Here is a 15,566-nt window from a genome sequence, read left to right on the forward strand (position 1 = left end):
GGCAGGTAGGCGTGGTCCACGCGCTGGACTTCCTGCTCGATGATCGGGCCTTCGTCGAGGTCCGAAGTCACGTAGTGCGCGGTGGCGCCAATCAGCTTCACGCCGCGCTCGTAGGCCTGGTGATAGGGCTTGGCGCCCTTGAAGCCGGGCAGGAAGGAATGGTGGATGTTGATCGCGCGCCCCGAGAGTTGCTTGCACAGGTCATCGGAGAGGATCTGCATGTAACGGGCCAGGACCACCAGTTCCGTCTGCGTTTCGTCGACGATCTTCATCAGCTCGGCTTCCTGCTGGGCCTTGGTGTCGCGGGTCACCGGCAGGTAGATGAAGCGGATGCCTTCGCGCTCGGCCATCGGCCGCAGGTCCAGATGGTTGGAGACGATGGCGGTGATCTGCATGTCCATCTCACCCTTCTGGTGGCGGTAGAGCAGGTCGGTGAGGCAATGGTCGTACTTGCTCACCATCAGCAGCACGCGCATGGGGCGGTTGCCTTCGAACAGCTCCCAGTCCATCTCGAAGGGCACGGCAACGTCATCGAAGCCCTGGCGCAGGGCGTCGATGTCCGGCTTGGCGCCAGTGTTGAAGCGGAACACCGCGCGCATGAAGAAGCGCCCGGTGTACTCGTCGTCGAATTGCGCCAGCTCGCTCAGGTAGCACTGCCGTCCGGCGAGGTAGGTGGTGACCGCGGCGACAATGCCGGAGGTGGCCGGGCAGCTGATCTTGAGGATGAAGTGATTCATGTCGGTTGCTCTCGTGCAGGCAAGTAGCGGCGCGCTCAGCCCTTGGCGGTGCGCTTCTTTTTCTCGGGGTCGTCGAACGGCAATGTGTGGGCGATGGCTTTCACGCTGAGGCTGCCGCGCACTTCCAGGGGCACCCCCTGCTCGGCGATCTGTGGCTCGACGCGGGCGATGGCCATGGAGCGTTCGGTGAGGCGCGAGTACATGGCGCAGGTGATGACGCCGACCTGGCGGCCTTCGTGCCAGAGGGTGTCGCCGTTCTGCGCGGCGACATGGCCGTCGAGCAGCACGCCGAAGATCTTGAAGCGCTCCTGACCCTTGAGCCGGTAATGCTCGCCGGCGCCACGGAAGTCCTGCTTGCCGGGCGATACGGTGAAGTCCAGGCCCAGTTCCCACAGGGTGTCGCCGGCTTTTTGGTCGGCGAAGGGGTACATCTGCGAGTTGTCGTAGGGGAAGAACAGCAGGTAGCTCTCCACCCGCAGCCAGTCCAGCGCGGTGAAGGCGCAGGGGATGATGCCGAGGTCCTTGCCCTTCTCCAGGATGCCGTCCCAGATGATTGGGGCGTCGGCGGCCTTGCAGAAGATCTCGTAGCCGCGCTCGCCGGTATAGCCGGTGCGGGAAATCATTACCGGGCGGTCGAACAGCTTGGTCTGGGTGTGGTGGAAGTAGGGCAGGTCGCGGATGCCCGGCACATGCTCGGCGAGGAAGTCCACGGCGCGAGGCCCTTGCAGGGACAGGTCGTGCAGGTCGTCGTCGAACAGCACCGCCACCTGGCGGCCCTGGGCCGAGCGGATCAGCACTTCGTGGCCCGAGCCTGCGCCATGCACCACCATGAAGGCGTTGGGGCCGGTGCGGTAGACGATGCAGTCGTCGATGAACTTGCCGTCTTCATCGAGCATGCAGGCGTAGACCGATTTGCCCGGATACAGCTTGCTGATGTCACGGGTGGTGGCGTATTCCAGCAGGCTTTCGGCATGCGAGCCGACGTAGTGCACTTTCTTCAGGCCGGACACATCCATCAGCCCGGCGCGGGTACGGATGGCCTCGTGGTGGTCGGCGAGGTCGCTGGCATAGGTCCAGGCGGTGCCCATGCCGTTCCAGTCTTCCAGGTTCGAACCAAGTGCCAGGTGGCGTTCGCGGAGCGCGCTGATGCGCCATGAGTGAGCCATGGGGGAATCCTCTTGTCGTGGTTGTTCTATGGCGTGATGCGTCAGGCGTCGGTGTCGAACCGGCGTAGCCAGTCCACCAGCGTCTGGCGGTAGCGGGTGATGCCCTTGTAATCGGCGATGGGATCGGGCAGGTCGCGCATCACCCGGTGCAGGCGCTGCGCCCAGGCCGGGTTGCTGACCAGTTCATCGAGGCTGATGAGGTAGGTTCGGATGCCAAACAGCAGCGCGTTGGAGCGCGGCAGGCGCGCCATCAGTTGCAGCTCGACGCGCAGGTGCACCAGGCGGCCGACGTTCTCCGGGGTGACCTTGCCGCGATCGTTGCCCCACTCGTGGTAGGTCTCGGGCGAGGTGTCCAGGCGCGGGTTGATGGTCAGGGTCCAGTTCAGGCGGCGCACCGGCTGGCCGACCTGTATGTTCAGCAGGTACTTCAGCGCGCGGTCGAACACGCCCATCTGGTGCGCCATGGGCACTGGCGAGTGCCACTGCTTGAAGCTCATGCCGGCGTCGAAGCGCAGCGACCAGTCCGCCGGGCAGGTGACCATGCCGGCGTCCATGTAGAGGTCGCCGTCGCGCTGGTCGAGCACCGCGAAGTCGCCCTGCATTTGCCGGGTGATGTACTCCAGCGGCTCGCAGGGCAGTGTGGCCGGGTCGCCGTAGGTGAAGTGCTGGTCGATGCCCAGCGCCAGGTTCTGCCAGTGCCAGGCCGTGCCGTCACGGGTCAGGCGGAAGTGCTGCGGGTAGTCGCGGGAAAGGTGCTCCATCAGCATTTCCAGAGTGTCCCAGGCGGCCTGGGCCATGTGCGGCATCACCAGGCAGCGGTCCGGGTCCAGTTCCAGCACGCGGGCGCGTTCGGCCATTTCCGAGATGTAGTGCTCGTCGACGTCGAAGCAGTGCTCGAACACCGAACCGGGATCGCGGGACACCGCCGGCTCCAGGTTGACCGAGTACATGTACTGGTCTTCCGGGAAGGGAAAGGGAAAGCGGGCGATGGCGGCCGGGCTGTTGCGGAAGCTGAAGTCTTCCCGGTAGCTCTCCAGCGGTTTGAAGGTCAGGGTCATGGGGGGCGTCTCCGGGGTCAGATATCGAGCAGGATCGGGCTGCCGCAGCCGCGCGATACGCAGGGCATCAGGCTGCTGGTGCGCTCGATGGCGCTGAGGAAGTGGTCGCGATGCTCCACGTCGCCTTTCAGCCAGGGCGTCTGGCACTGGCCGCAGACTCCGCCCCGGCAGAGGTTGGGCACCTCCACGCCGGCGGCTTCGAGGGCTTCCAGCAGGCTTTCGTCCGCCGCCACTTCCAGTTGCTGGCCACTGCGCGCCAGCTCGACGCGAAACGGCTGGCCGGGCTCCGCCGCGGCAAAGGCTTCCCAGTGCACGCGGCGCGGGCTCCAGCCCTGGGCGGTGGCCTGTTCCTGAAGGTCCAGCAGCAGCGATTGCGGGCCGCAGGCGTAGACGTGGGTGCCCAGCGTGCGGCCCTGCAGCAGGCTGGCGAGGTCGAGGCGGTGCTGGCCGCCGATGTATTCGCGCAGGCGTGGGCCCAACTGCTGGCGCAGTTCCTCGACATAGGCGTCGCTGGTGCCGGCGCGGTAGGCGTAGTGCAGCTCGAAGTCGGCGCCCCGGCGCAGGAGTTCCTGGCCGTAGGCGATGAAGGGGGTGATGCCGATGCCGGCGGCCACCAGGATGTGCTCCCGTGCCTCTCCGTGCAGCGGGAAGAGGTTGGCCGGTGGCGACAGGCGCAGGCGGTCGCCGACCTTCAGGTGCTGGTGCAGGTAGCGCGAACCGCCCCGCGAGGCGTCCTGCTGGCGCACGGCGATGCGGTACTGGCGGGTGTCGGCGGGGTCGCTCAGCAGCGAGTAGGCATTGCGCCGGCCGTTGGGCAGGTGCAGTTGCACGTGGCTGCCCGCCGAGAACCCCGGCAATGTGCCGGCCAGTGCTTCGAAGCGGTATTCGCGGATCACCGGGGTGAGCTCACGGATGGCGGCAACGCGGACGTCGAGCAGGGCGCTCATGGGCGAACCTCCTGGTAGGGCTGGTCGGCATCGGCGCAGACCCCGAGGTAGGCACCCAGGCGCTGCGAGAAGTGACGGCGCACCTCCAGCACTACGCCGCACTGGGCACAGGTCAGGTGCCCGGCGCTCGTTGCCGGCTGGCAGGTGGCGCAGTGCACGCAGAACACCCGGCGGGTGCCGTCCGGGTTACTGCTTATGAGAATTTCGTCGGCTTGCAGGCCAGCGGCCCGCGCCAGGGCGTGCAGCGGCCAGACGAAGGCTTCGTCGCCCCGCAGGTCCAGGCGCAGGCCGACGCGGGCATCCTTCAACTGGGTGCTCAGGACCAGTTGCAGGGCGGCGAGGTTGGGGAAGTCCGGCAGGGCCAGGTGGGTCAGCCGGGCCTGGCCCAGCTGCGCGGCGAGGGCGACGCAGTCATCCCGCCCCGTGCCCTGGGTCACCAGCAGGTGCGCGGTGGCTGTCAGGCTCGGCTGGCCGCTGGGGTAGCGCGGCACGCTGAACGGGTGGTCGGTTGCAGTGGTGTTCATGGTGTCCTCGCGGATTCGCCTGTTTCCTCGTGGAGAAAATATTTTCTCTTTGGGAATCGGCGCTCAATCCGCAGGAGGAGGTATGCCAAAAGGGGTAGTGCCCTTGCGGAGGCATGGAAGTTGCTGCTTCTGGGGACTTGCCAACCCAGAGGCGACCACCGGAGGAGGATAGGGATGCACAACGCCAGTCTGTTACCGTCCGCCGCGCCGCCGGTGCCTTCGGCCGATGAGCTGACCGAGCGCGAAGGGCAGACCCTGTCGCTGATCGCCTCGGGGCTGAGCAACAAGCAGATTGCTCGGGAACTGGGCATCAGCGACGGGACGGTGAAGATTTACGTGCGCAACCTGCTGCGCAAATTCCGTCTGCACTCGCGTCTGGAACTGGCCACCCGGGTCCACCGCAGCAGTGCCTCCTGGGCCAGGGTGGACGATGTCCCGCTGCACTGCGAGGGTGCGGGCCCGGCTGCGCCTGCACCGAATCCGCCCGCTCCGGGGCTGCTCGATGAACTACCGGGGCTGATCTACCGGGGCGACAACGATCGCACCTGGTACATGGAATACGTCAGCGCCGGCTGCCTGACCCTCACCGGCTACACGGCTGAATACCTGACCCGCGACCCCGAGCACAGCTACGGCTCGCTGATCCTCGACGAGTACGCCGACTACATCTGGTACTGCGTGCAATGCGCGCTGCTCAAGCGCGAGCCCTACCAGCTCAGCTACCGCATCCGCTGCGCCGATGGGCGCATCAAGAATGTCTGGGAGACCGGAGTGGGTGTGTACTCCAGTTCGGGCGAAGTGCTGGGGATCGAGGGTGCGATCTTCGAGCGCCGCGACGAGTAGGTAGCCCGGATTGGATCCGGGCTACCTGCCGCACGAGGGGCGCTTTTGTCGGATGTGGTTGAGCGAAGCGATACCCATCGGCGGAGGGGCGATGGGGCTCGCAAGCTCGCGGAACGCCACCCGCCCCATCCTACGGACTGCACGAGGGGCGCTTTTGTAGGATGTGGTTGAGCGAAGCGATACCCATCGGCGGAGGGGCGATGGGTACCGCAAGCTCGCGGAACGCCGCCCGATCCATCCTACGTTGCTATAAAAGCTGAAGGTCGCGCGCCAGGCTGCGGCGCATTGCCCAGTAGTAGGTCAGTGCCGGCACCAGCAATCCCACCACCCAGGCCAGGTCGACGCCATCCAGTGCCTGGGCGATGGGACCGACGTAGAGGGTGGTGTTCATGAAGGGAATCTCCAGCAGGATGGTCAGCAGGAAGCTGCCGCAGGCCACCCCGTTGATCCGACCGTAGCGGCCGTTCAGGTCGAAGATGTCCGGTACGCAGTAATCCCCTTTCCTCAGGCAGTAATAGTCCACCAGGTTGATGGCGGTCCATGGGATGAGGAAGTAGCTCATGAAGAAGATGAAGTTCAGGAAGTAGCTGATGAAGTTGTCCTGGCTGATGGTGCACAAGGCCGTGGCGATCACGCTGATGGCCAGCATGAATAGCCCACGCACGGCAGGCGTGACGCGCAGGCGCGAGAACGGCTCGATCACCGTCACCGTGGACATGAAGGCGCCATAGAGGTTGAACACGTTGATCGCCACCTGGCCGTAGAGGATGAAGGCGAACACCGGTAGCGCGGCGACGCCGAACAGCAGGGCCAGATGGCTGCCGACGTTGTCGGAGAAGCCGCTGATGGCAACGCTAAGCACGGCGCCGAGGATCATCATCCAGGCTCCGCCCACCACCGTGCCGGCGTAGCTGTACCAGAACACCCGCGACATGGGCGTCGAGCTCGGCAGGTAGCGCGAGTAGTCGGCGACATAGGGTGCGTAGGACAGCTGCCAGGTGACCGCGATGCTCACCGCCACCAGGAACTTCGACAGCGAGAAACCCGCCAGCGACCACTGGCCTTCCGGGATCGGCAGGCTGAGGGCTATGACGGTGGCGATCAGGAAGACCAGCAGCGAAAGCCACGACAGCACCTTCTGCAGGCGGTGGATCAGCCGGTAGCCATAGAGCGCCACCAGGAAGCACAACGCGCCGATCAGGTAGATGTTGGCATCGCCGTCCAGCGGGCTGACCGACGCGATGGCCTGGGCCGCCAGCAGGGTATTGCTGACGAAGAAACCCAGGTAGATGAGCATCACGAACAGCAGCGGCAGCACGGCACCTATCACCCCGAACTGGGCGCGGCTCTGGATCATCTGCGGGATGCCCAGCTTCGGTCCCTGGGCCGAGTGCGAGGCCATGAAGATGGCCCCGATCAGCGAGCCGAGGATGATCGCCAGGGCGCTCCAGAACAGGTTGAGGCCGAGCATTACCGGCAGCACGCCGGAGGCGATGGTGGTGATGTTCATGTTGGCGCCGAACCAGATGTAGAACAGCGACGCCGGCTGGCCGTGACGTTCGTTTTCGGGGATGAAATCGATGCTTCTTTTCTCGACGTGCATGGCGATCACTCCTGATTCCGGCGCGGCAGGCCGAGCGCGGTCTGCAAGCGGGCGATGGTGGCGACGAACTGGTCGGGGCGGTGGGCGAACTGGTCGGGTTCGGTCGGGCGGAAGGACCGGTGGGGCTCACCGTCCAGGGCCTTGAGGTACTGCGCGGTGGCGTAGATCTCGATGGAGTAGACCCAGTTGGCCATGATCAGCAGGGCGGCGCTGTGTGCCGCTTCCGTGGTGCTGGCACAGGCGTCGGCGATGAGGTCGACGCCGTAGCCCAGGGCGAAGGCGTCCAGCACCGTGGCCAGCACGCAGGCGTCGGTGAGTACACCGCTGACGATCAGCCGCTTCACGCCCAGTTCGCGCAATTGCCGGTCCAGGTCGGTTCGGTGGAAGGCGCTGTAGCGCGGTTTGTCGATCACCCGGTCGCCGGGGCGGGGCGCCAGGCGCTCGATGATCGCCACCTGGCGGGTGCCGGCGCAGTAGCTGAGCGGGCGTCCGGCGCTGTCCAGCGGCTCGCCGGGCGGCAGGTCGCTGCCGTCCGCCGCGTTGATGTGGCGGGTGTAGATGATGGGGATGTCGATGCCGCGCAGTGCTGCGAGCAGTTCGGCGTTGTTGTCGATGACCCGGTGCAGGTCATGCAGGGGGAAACCATCCTCCTGCTGCATGTCGATAACCAGGCAGGCGCTGTCTGTGTTCATGAGCAACTCTTGTTGTTGTTCAGCCATGAGTACGCGGCCGCGAACCGCATCGTCCAGGCGCACGGAGGCGCCTTGGTCGGGCGGTGAGACGTCGGACGCGGGCGAAGTTCAGCGTTGAGAGTTGGTCAGCGGACTATCTGCCAGAAGCCGTTCTGCTTGGCCGTGACGGAAGAGCGCAGGCGCTTGAGGAAGAGATGGGCGGGCGTCCACTTGCCGCGCAGATAGGCCATGGCGGCCCCGGGCAGTGGCTTGCGGGTGCAGAGGGTGAGGCCAGTCTTGTGCATGGCGTTCGACCACCTGTGGATAGGTAAATGGCAGCCGGATCGCCCGATCCGGCTGCCAGCGGCGGACTTTAGCGGAAAGCCGGCACCACGTGCTTGATGAAGAGTTCCAGGGACTGCTTCTTCTCGGCGTGGGAGAGGCTGTTGTCGGCCCAGAAGCTGAACTCGTCCACGCCCAGTTCCTGGTAGTGGCGAATACGCGCGATGACTTCTTCCGGGGTGCCGATCATGGTGTTCTTGCGGATGTTCTCCAGCTCGAACTCCGGGCGGTCCTTGAACTTCTCTTCCGGGCTCGGCGGGAGGAGGCCGTTGACCGGGGTTTGCTTGTTGCCGAACCAGGCATCGAAGGTGCGGTAGAAGCGCGAGATGGCGGCTGCGCCGACTTTCCAGCCTTCCGGGTCGTCCACGCTGTGCACGTGGGTATGACGCAGCACCATCAGTTGCGGGCGCGGCACGTCCGGGTTGTTGGCCAGGGCTGCTTCGAACTTGTTCTTCAGGTCCACCACTTCTTCGTCACCCTTCATCAGCGGGGTGACCATCACGTTGCAGCCATTGGCCACGGCGAAGTTGTGGGAGTCCGGATCGCGCGCGGCGATCCACATCGGCGGCGTGGGCTTCTGGAGCGGCCGGGGCGAGGAGGTGGAGGTGGGGAACTTCCAGATCTCGCCGTCGTGGGCAACGTCCCCCTGCCAGAGGGCTTTCACCACCGGGACCATTTCGCGCAAGGCCTGGCCGCCGCTGGTGGCGGGCATGCCGCCGGCCATGCGGTCGAATTCATACTGGTAGGCGCCTCGGGCCAGGCCCACTTCCATGCGGCCATTGCTGATCACGTCCAGCAGGGCGCACTCACCGGCGACGCGGATGGGGTGCCAGAAGGGCGCGATGATGGTGCCGGCGCCCAGGCGAATGGTCGTGGTGCGGGCGGCCAGGTAGGAGAGCAGCGGCATGGGGCTCGGCGAGATGGTGTACTCCATTGCATGGTGTTCGCCGATCCAGACCGTGCTGAATCCGCCGGCCTCGGCCATCAGCGTCAGCTCGGTCAGATCTTCGAAGAGCTGGCGGTGGCTGATCTGCTCGTCGTAGCGCTCCATGTGCACGAACAAAGAGAATTTCATGTCGCTTACCTCGAACCTTTTTCTGCGTGGCCACGGAGCGGCCGCTGCGGTGGGGTGACGCCGCCAGGGGCTTCTGACCTGTTGGGCGGCTTGCTGAATATTGGTATACCATAATACGGAATATCTGCAAGGTCTTTCCGCCAGAACAACTACCCGGCAAGGATGGCCCCGTGGTTGCCTCACGCCCAACGGGCGGTATGTCCGCAGGTGTTGGGCTTCTTCCCGGCAGGACTGCGTCCTGCTTGGCGAATGAATTGGCTCTGCCTGCATTACGTGTTGCAGGAAGCCGTATTGCCCGTAGGAGCTGGCTTGCCAGCGAATAGCCCCGTTTCGCTGGCAAGCCAGCTCCTACAAGGCTCTTGGACCGATGGTAAATCTCGTGCAACAGCTAACGCAGACATAGCGAATGAATTCGCCCCTAGAAAAACGCCCGGTGCGAGGGCGAAAAAAAGCCCCCAATCAAGGGGGCGGGAATCAAAGCACACATCAACTTGATGTCAGGCGAAGGCCTGCAGCGCGCCCATCTTGCCGCGGCAGTAGATCATCGGGATCACGTCCTGTTCGGGGACAATCAGGTTCTTCACGGCACCCACCAGGATGGCGTGGTCGCCGCCTTCGTATTCGCGCCACAACTCGCATTCGATGATGGCGGTGGCATTGGCCAGGATCGGGTTGCCCAGGTCGCTCAGGGTCCAGTCGATGCCCTGGGCCTTGTCCTTGCCCTTCTTCGCGAAGGCGTACGCCTCGTCGCGCTGCTCGGCGGACAGCAGGTGAATGGCGAAGCGTTTGCTCTTGATCAGCACCGGATAGGAGTCGGAGCTGTAGTTGGGGCAGAACAGCACCAGGGCCGGATCCATGGACAGGGAGCTGAAGGCGCTGGCGGTCAGCCCGACGATCTGGCCGTCGTCATCCAGGGTGGTGATGACAGTGACGCCGGAAGGGAAGGAGCCCATGACTTGTTTGTAGGCATTGGTGTCGATCATTTCGGGTACCTATCGGGAGCAAGTGGCTGCGACCGGCAGCGCATCTATGTCTGATGGTATACCGTAATACCTTCAATGCAAGCAGATTTTTCCCACAGCCGCGCGCAGGCCGACGAACGCGGGGGAAATCCGCTGGAGGCCAATAAATACGGGCGTGTAGCGGAAAAAGGTTGAACGTTTCAGCAAGAATCAGGGCAGCTTTCAGTACAGTTCTGATTCTAAAATACCCTTGTCTGAGTCTTGGAATACCATAATATGGTGTTCGCATTTGGGCGGTTGACGTCGTCGTCACAGGACCCGATTGCGCCCTTCGTGGCTTTCTACAAAGACAATAAGCAAGGCAAGACGATGTCCGAGAATTCCCAGCAGACGCTGATCGAGAACCATACCGTCGACTATGTGCCGCCCGCCGAGCGTCATGGCAAGGCCCGCGACCTGTTCACACTCTGGTTCAGCACCAACATTGCACCACTGCCGATCGTCACCGGGGCCATGGTGGTCCAGGTGTTCCACCTCGACCTGCTCTGGGGCCTGTTGGCCATCGTGCTGGGGCATATGGTTGGCGGCGTCTTCATTGCGCTGGCCTCCGCCCAGGGACCGCAGATGGGCATCCCGCAGATGGTCCAGAGCCGGGGCCAGTTCGGCCGCTATGGGGCGCTGCTGATCGTCCTGTTCGCGGCGGTCATCTATGTCGGATTCTTCATTTCCAACATCGTCCTGGCCGGCGAGTCGATCCACGGTATCGCGCCAGCGGTGCCGCTGCCGGCGGCCATCATCATTGGCGCCATCAGTGCCACCGCGATCGGTGTGATCGGCTATCGCTTCATCCACACCCTCAACCGCATCGGCACCTGGGTGATGGGCGGTGCGTTGCTGGCCGGTTTCATCACCATCTTTTGCAGTGAGCTGCCAGCGGATTTCTTCAGCCGTGGCGGCTTCAACCTGTCGGGCTTCCTGGCGACCATCTGCCTGGGGATCATCTGGCAGCTGAGTTTCTCGCCCTACGTTTCTGACTACTCCCGCTACCTGCCGGCCAGCATTGGTATCGCCAAGCCGTTCTGGGCCACTTACTTCGGCGCCTGCCTGGGCACCATCCTGTCCTTCAGCTTCGGCGCGGTGGCCGTGCTGGCGACCCCGGAAGGCACCGAGGCCATGGCGGCGGTGAAGCAGGCCACCGGCGTGCTCGGCCCGCTGCTGATGGTGCTGTTCCTGCTCAACATCATCAGTCACAACGCGCTCAACCTATACGGTGCGGTGCTGTCCATCGTCACCTCGATCCAGACCTTCGCCGGCAGCTGGACGCCGAGCATCCGCGTGCGGGTGGTCCTGTCGGCCGTAGTGCTGGCCGGTTGCTGCCTGATGGCCCTGAGCGCCTCGGCCAACTTCATCTCCCACTTCATCGGGCTGATCCTGGCGCTGCTGCTGGTCCTGGTGCCCTGGGCCACCATCAACCTGGTGGATTTCTACCTGATCAAGCGCGGCCGGTACGACATTGCCTCGATTTTCAGGGCCGATGGCGGGATCTACGGACGCTTCAACCCGCATGCCATCACCGCTTACTTCATCGGCATCCTGGTGCAACTGCCGTTTGCCAATACCGCGCTCTACGTCGGGCCCTACGCCAACTACATCGAAGGCGTCGACCTGTCCTGGCTGGCCGGCCTGCTGGTGACCGCGCCGCTGTATTACTGCCTGGCCACCCGCGGCAAGAAGGTGCTGACGGGGGCGTTGAGCCTGGCCGAATGACCGTCTGAGTCCGTTCTCGTGGAACGCCCCTACCTGCCTGGCAGGCCGGGGCGTTCCGCTTTCCGGGGCGTCGCCTGCCGTTTCGCCCTGCAAGATGCCAATGCTCAGCTAGCTTGTAATGATCGGATTCCCCCAGGAGTGGAGCAGGTCATGGCAAAGGGCAAGAAGAAGGCTGCCGCCGGTGCGACGGTGGAGCGCGAAAGCTTTGGTCGCAAGGAATATGAAAGCGAACTCAAGCGCCTGCACGTGGAGCTGGTGAAGCTCCAGCAGTGGGTGGTGGACCAGGGACTCAAGGTGTGCATCGTCTTCGAGGGGCGTGATGGCGCCGGCAAGGGCGGGACCATCAAGGCCATCACCGAGCGGGTCAGCCCCCGCGTGTTCCGCGTGGTGGCGCTGCCTGCACCCACTGATCGAGAGAAGACCCAGATGTACGGCCAGCGCTATCTGGCCCATATGCCGGCGGCCGGCGAAGTCGTGATCTTCGATCGCAGCTGGTACAACCGCGCTGGCGTCGAGCGGGTCATGGGCTTCTGTACCGAGGAGCAGGCGCGCAAGTTCCTCGCGGTGACGCCGCTGTTCGAGAAGATGATGGTCGAGTCCGGAATCATCCTGATCAAATACTGGCTGGAAGTGAGCGCCGAGGAGCAGACCCGGCGTCTCAAGGACCGCATCGATGATGGGCGCAAGATCTGGAAGCTGTCGCCCATGGACCTCAAGTCCTACGCCAGATGGGACGACTACACCCGTGCCCGCGACGAGATGTTCGCCGCCACCGATTCATCCTGGGCGCCCTGGTACATGGCGCATTCCGAAGACAAGCGGCGCGTGCGGCTGAACATCATCAGCCACCTGCTCAAGCAGATCCCTTACAAGGATCTGACCCGAGAGCAGAAAGTGGAGCTGCCCAAGCGCGGCAAGCTCGGCAAGTACAAGGCTGCCCCCTATCCGTTCCGCATGGTCGACGAAGTCTTCTGAAGCCGCAGACCGGGCGGCGAAGGTGGATGTCATGAAATCGATGCGCTGCTGGCTGTTGCTGGTGTGGGCCCTGTTGATGCTGGTGCGGGGAGCCTGGGCTGAGGAGCTGCCCAGCGCCGAACTGAGCAAGGCCGAGGAAGCCGAGGTGGATGCCTTGGTGCTCCCCTTGCCCAAGGCCTGGACAGGGGACTTCGAGGCCATGCGCGAGCGCCGCCTGGTGCGCATCCTGGTGCCGTACAGCAAGACCTTCTTCGCAGTGGACCGGGGACGCCAGCGGGGTATCGCCTATGAGATTGGCAAGGCGCTGGAGAACTGGCTGAACAAGAAGTACCCCCACAAGAGCAAGTCCCTGCAGTGGCGTGTGGTGTTCATTCCAGTCGGCCGTGGTGAGCTGCTTTCCAAACTCGTGAACGGGGAGGGGGACATTGCCGCCGGTGGTCTGTCGATCACCGACAAGCGCCAGCAAACGGTGGACTTCACCGCCCCGTTCGCCAGTGGTGTGCGCGAAGTGGTGGTCACCGGGCCGAAGAGCGTGAAGCTCGAGAAGCTGGAGGACCTGGCGGGCAAGGAGGTGATGGTGCGGCCATCCAGCAGCTACTACGAGCACCTGATCGAACTCAACGCCAGCTTCCGGGAAAAGGGACTGGAGCCCATCGTGATCAAGCCGGCGGACGAGAACCTGGAGTCCGAGGACCTGCTGGAGATGGTCAATGCCGGCCTGATCAACGCCGTAGTGGTGGACCGTTACATCGCCGAGACCTGGAAGAGCGTACTCGTCGACCTGGATATCCATGTGGACATGCCCGTCCGCGACGACATCCAGCTCGCCTGGGCCATCCGCAAAGAGAGTCCGCAGCTCCTCAAGGCACTGGATGGGTTCGTCAAGACTCACAAGCTGGGGACCTCGTTCGGTAACAGCCTGCGCAACAAGTATGTGAAGAACAGCAAGGCGCTCTTCGACGCCACCGATGAGGAGGAACTGGCACGCTTCGCCGCGCTGGTGGGCTTGTTCGAAAAACACGCCGGCACCTACGACTTCGACTACCTGATGCTCATGGCGCAGGGGTTTCAGGAGTCCCAGCTCAACCAGGAGGCGCGCAGCCATCGTGGCGCGGTTGGGGTCATGCAACTGCTGCCCAGCACCGCAGCCGACCCCAACGTGGCCATCGAGGAAATCGACAAGAGCGCCGACCGCAACATCGAGGCCGGCAGCAAGTACATGCGCCTGCTGGCCGACAAGTACCTGAACGACCCCGAGCTGACGCCGCTCAACCGCACCCTGATGACGTTCGCCGCCTACAACGCGGGGCCGGGAAACCTGCGCAAGTTCCGCCGCCTGGCGGAGAAGTCCGGCCTGGACAAGAACGTCTGGTTCGGCAACGTCGAGCACGCCGCTGCGCGCCTGGTCGGGCGCGAGACGGTCGATTACGTCGGCAACATCTACAAGTACTACGTGGCCTACAAGCTCGCCCGTGACAAGGAGATGGCGAAGGCCCGTAAGTCCTGACTCAGAGGGTCACGGCAGTGCCGCTGATGCTCACCATCAGCATGCTGCCGTTCTGCCCGACAACCTCGTAGTCGATATCGATGCCGACCACCGCATTGGCACCGAGCTTTTCTGCGCGCTCGGACAATTCCTCGAAGGCGATTTCGCGGGCCTTGGCCAGTTCCTTTTCATAGGCGCCGGAGCGGCCGCCGATGATGTCCCGGATGCCGGCGAACAGGTCGCGGAACACGTTGGCGCCGAGAATGGCTTCGCCGACCACGATGCCTTTGTACTCACGAATGGTCCGGCCTTCGAGGGTGGGGGTAGTGGACAAGATCATGTTGCACTCCTTGGCGGGTTTGAAGTGCGTTCAGTGTAGGGGGTGATTTCAACTAGAACTGTGCAGGAGCGGACTTGCTCGCGAACAGCCCGCGCTCGATCCTTCGCGAGCAAGCGCGTTCCTACGGCTGGATTTCCAGCCACCGAAAAAAGGGCGGGCCCCCCTTTCGGGATGCCCGCCCTTGTCGGTGGTGCGACTCAGACCAGGGTCAGGGTCACGTCGATATTGCCGCGAGTGGCGTTGGAGTAGGGGCACACGATGTGGGCCTTGTCCACGATGGCGCGGGCTTCCTCGCGGTCCAGGCCGGGGATGTCGATGCGCAGTTCCACTTCGATGCCGAAACCGGTGGGAATGGCGCCGATGCCTACGATGCCTTCGATGGAGGTCTCGGCCGGCAGCTTGTGCTTGTCGCGGGCGGCGACGAACTTCAGTGCGCCGAGGAAGCAGGCCGAGTAGCCGGCTGCGAACAGTTGCTCGGGGTTGGTGCCTTCGCCGCCGGCGCCGCCCAGCTCGCGCGGGGTGGTGAGGCTGACGTCGAGTACGCCGTCGGAGGAGATGGCGCGGCCGTCACGGCCGCCGGTGGCTTCTGCGTAGGCGCGGTAGAGAACGTTTTCGATGCTCATGATGGTTTCCTTTTCAGTCCGGTTTGGATTGCGTGGTGTGCGTGAGTGGTCGGGGTTATCTGGATCAGCCGTCGTGGTTGATCAGCCATTCCGGGTACTGGGCGCCGCTGCCGTTGCCGTTGCCGCTGCTTTTCTGCTCGCTGCTCCCGGTATCGGCGAAGCTGGTGGAGGAAAACGCGAGGATGGCGGTGAAGGTGATCAGGGCTTTCATGGCGATTCTCCGATGTAGTTGGTTCGTTAATGTTTTGCGTGCTAAGTAAGTTGGTGAGACAGAATTTACTGCTGAGTTATTTTGCGTGCAAGTTAATTTTTAGAGCATTTCGTTCTAGTGCCAAATCAGAAAAGACATAAGCCTCTGGAATGCGCCATGAGTGGAATAGGTGGCGGAGCGGGGCGGGCGTTATGCTGCGGGCCCGGCCCGAGTCGGTGGTCTATATGATTGAGAGC

Annotated in this window: 17 protein-coding genes; 4 read left to right on the forward strand and 13 right to left on the reverse strand. The window is 63.8% G+C overall.

Going from position 1 to position 15,566, the window contains the following annotated elements; genetic code table 11:
• The 5 genes from E8F20_RS27160 to E8F20_RS27180 all read right to left on the reverse strand — a co-directional run.
• Positions 1-737, reverse strand: a 737-nt coding sequence (locus E8F20_RS27160) for a formyltetrahydrofolate deformylase (RefSeq protein ID WP_280286519.1), incomplete at its 3' end; no start/stop codon positions are given.
• A 35-nt stretch (positions 738-772) separates the two neighbouring features.
• Entirely contained in the window at positions 773-1,903 is a 1,131-nt protein-coding gene (locus E8F20_RS27165) for an aminomethyltransferase family protein (RefSeq protein WP_280286520.1), read from the reverse strand.
• Between the two features lie 41 nt (positions 1,904-1,944).
• A complete protein-coding gene (locus E8F20_RS27170) occupies positions 1,945-2,961 on the reverse strand; it encodes a DUF3445 domain-containing protein (protein ID WP_280286521.1) in 1,017 nt (338 codons plus the stop codon).
• Between the two features lie 17 nt (positions 2,962-2,978).
• Positions 2,979-3,908 (reverse strand): PDR/VanB family oxidoreductase, encoded by a 930-nt coding sequence (locus tag E8F20_RS27175; protein WP_280286522.1) that lies wholly within the window; start codon positions 3,906-3,908, stop codon positions 2,979-2,981.
• Entirely contained in the window at positions 3,905-4,432 is a 528-nt protein-coding gene (locus E8F20_RS27180; protein ID WP_280286523.1) for a dimethylamine monooxygenase subunit DmmA family protein, read from the reverse strand. Before E8F20_RS27180 ends, E8F20_RS27175 begins: the two co-directional genes overlap by 4 nt.
• Before the next feature lie 174 nt (positions 4,433-4,606).
• Here E8F20_RS27180 and E8F20_RS27185 point away from each other — a divergent pair, with 174 nt between their 5' ends.
• The gene (locus tag E8F20_RS27185) at positions 4,607-5,275 is read left to right on the forward strand and encodes a LuxR C-terminal-related transcriptional regulator (RefSeq protein WP_280286524.1); all 669 of its coding nucleotides are present in this window, start codon (positions 4,607-4,609) and stop codon (positions 5,273-5,275) included.
• 247 nt (positions 5,276-5,522) lie between these two features.
• On the opposite strand, the gene E8F20_RS27190 is transcribed toward E8F20_RS27185, so the two are convergent.
• From E8F20_RS27190 to E8F20_RS27210, 5 genes are all read right to left on the reverse strand, one after another.
• On the reverse strand, positions 5,523-6,878 hold the full coding sequence (locus tag E8F20_RS27190; protein WP_280286525.1) for a cytosine permease: 1,356 nt from the start codon (positions 6,876-6,878) through the stop codon (positions 5,523-5,525).
• Between the two features lie 5 nt (positions 6,879-6,883).
• Positions 6,884-7,570: an isochorismatase family cysteine hydrolase gene (locus tag E8F20_RS27195; protein WP_280286526.1), complete on the reverse strand. Its 687-nt coding sequence runs from the start codon at positions 7,568-7,570 to the stop codon at positions 6,884-6,886.
• Positions 7,571-7,695: 125 nt separating this feature from the next.
• A complete protein-coding gene (locus E8F20_RS27200) occupies positions 7,696-7,854 on the reverse strand; it encodes a hypothetical protein (protein WP_274801613.1) in 159 nt (52 codons plus the stop codon).
• Between the two features lie 68 nt (positions 7,855-7,922).
• Positions 7,923-8,966, reverse strand: coding sequence for an LLM class flavin-dependent oxidoreductase (locus E8F20_RS27205; RefSeq protein WP_280286527.1), 1,044 nt, complete (start codon positions 8,964-8,966; stop codon positions 7,923-7,925).
• A gap of 497 nt (positions 8,967-9,463) precedes the next feature.
• Positions 9,464-9,949, reverse strand: coding sequence for a flavin reductase family protein (locus tag E8F20_RS27210; RefSeq protein WP_280286528.1), 486 nt, complete (start codon positions 9,947-9,949; stop codon positions 9,464-9,466).
• Between the two features lie 348 nt (positions 9,950-10,297).
• Here E8F20_RS27210 and E8F20_RS27215 point away from each other — a divergent pair, with 348 nt between their 5' ends.
• The 3 genes from E8F20_RS27215 to E8F20_RS27225 all read left to right on the forward strand — a co-directional run bounded on the left by E8F20_RS27215 (position 10,298) and on the right by E8F20_RS27225 (position 14,177).
• On the forward strand, positions 10,298-11,695 hold the full coding sequence (locus E8F20_RS27215; protein ID WP_280286529.1) for a cytosine permease: 1,398 nt from the start codon (positions 10,298-10,300) through the stop codon (positions 11,693-11,695).
• 150 nt (positions 11,696-11,845) lie between these two features.
• On the forward strand, positions 11,846-12,670 hold the full coding sequence (gene ppk2 / locus E8F20_RS27220; RefSeq protein ID WP_280286530.1) for a polyphosphate kinase 2: 825 nt from the start codon (positions 11,846-11,848) through the stop codon (positions 12,668-12,670).
• A 31-nt stretch (positions 12,671-12,701) separates the two neighbouring features.
• Positions 12,702-14,177: a lytic transglycosylase F gene (locus tag E8F20_RS27225; protein ID WP_280286531.1), complete on the forward strand. Its 1,476-nt coding sequence runs from the start codon at positions 12,702-12,704 to the stop codon at positions 14,175-14,177.
• 1 nt (position 14,178) lies between these two features.
• On the opposite strand, the gene E8F20_RS27230 is transcribed toward E8F20_RS27225, so the two are convergent.
• The 3 genes from E8F20_RS27230 to E8F20_RS27240 all read right to left on the reverse strand — a co-directional run bounded on the left by E8F20_RS27230 (position 14,179) and on the right by E8F20_RS27240 (position 15,330).
• Entirely contained in the window at positions 14,179-14,496 is a 318-nt protein-coding gene (locus E8F20_RS27230) for a heavy metal-binding domain-containing protein (protein WP_280286532.1), read from the reverse strand.
• A gap of 197 nt (positions 14,497-14,693) precedes the next feature.
• Complete coding sequence (locus tag E8F20_RS27235; RefSeq protein ID WP_280286533.1) at positions 14,694-15,119, reverse strand: organic hydroperoxide resistance protein; 426 nt, start codon at positions 15,117-15,119, stop codon at positions 14,694-14,696.
• Positions 15,120-15,183: 64 nt separating this feature from the next.
• Complete coding sequence (locus tag E8F20_RS27240) at positions 15,184-15,330, reverse strand: hypothetical protein (protein WP_280286534.1); 147 nt, start codon at positions 15,328-15,330, stop codon at positions 15,184-15,186.
• Positions 15,331-15,566 lie beyond the last annotated feature (236 nt).

The organism is Pseudomonas sp. BN415 (assembly GCF_029871195.1).
GTDB classification, from domain to species: domain Bacteria; phylum Pseudomonadota; class Gammaproteobacteria; order Pseudomonadales; family Pseudomonadaceae; genus Metapseudomonas; species Metapseudomonas resinovorans.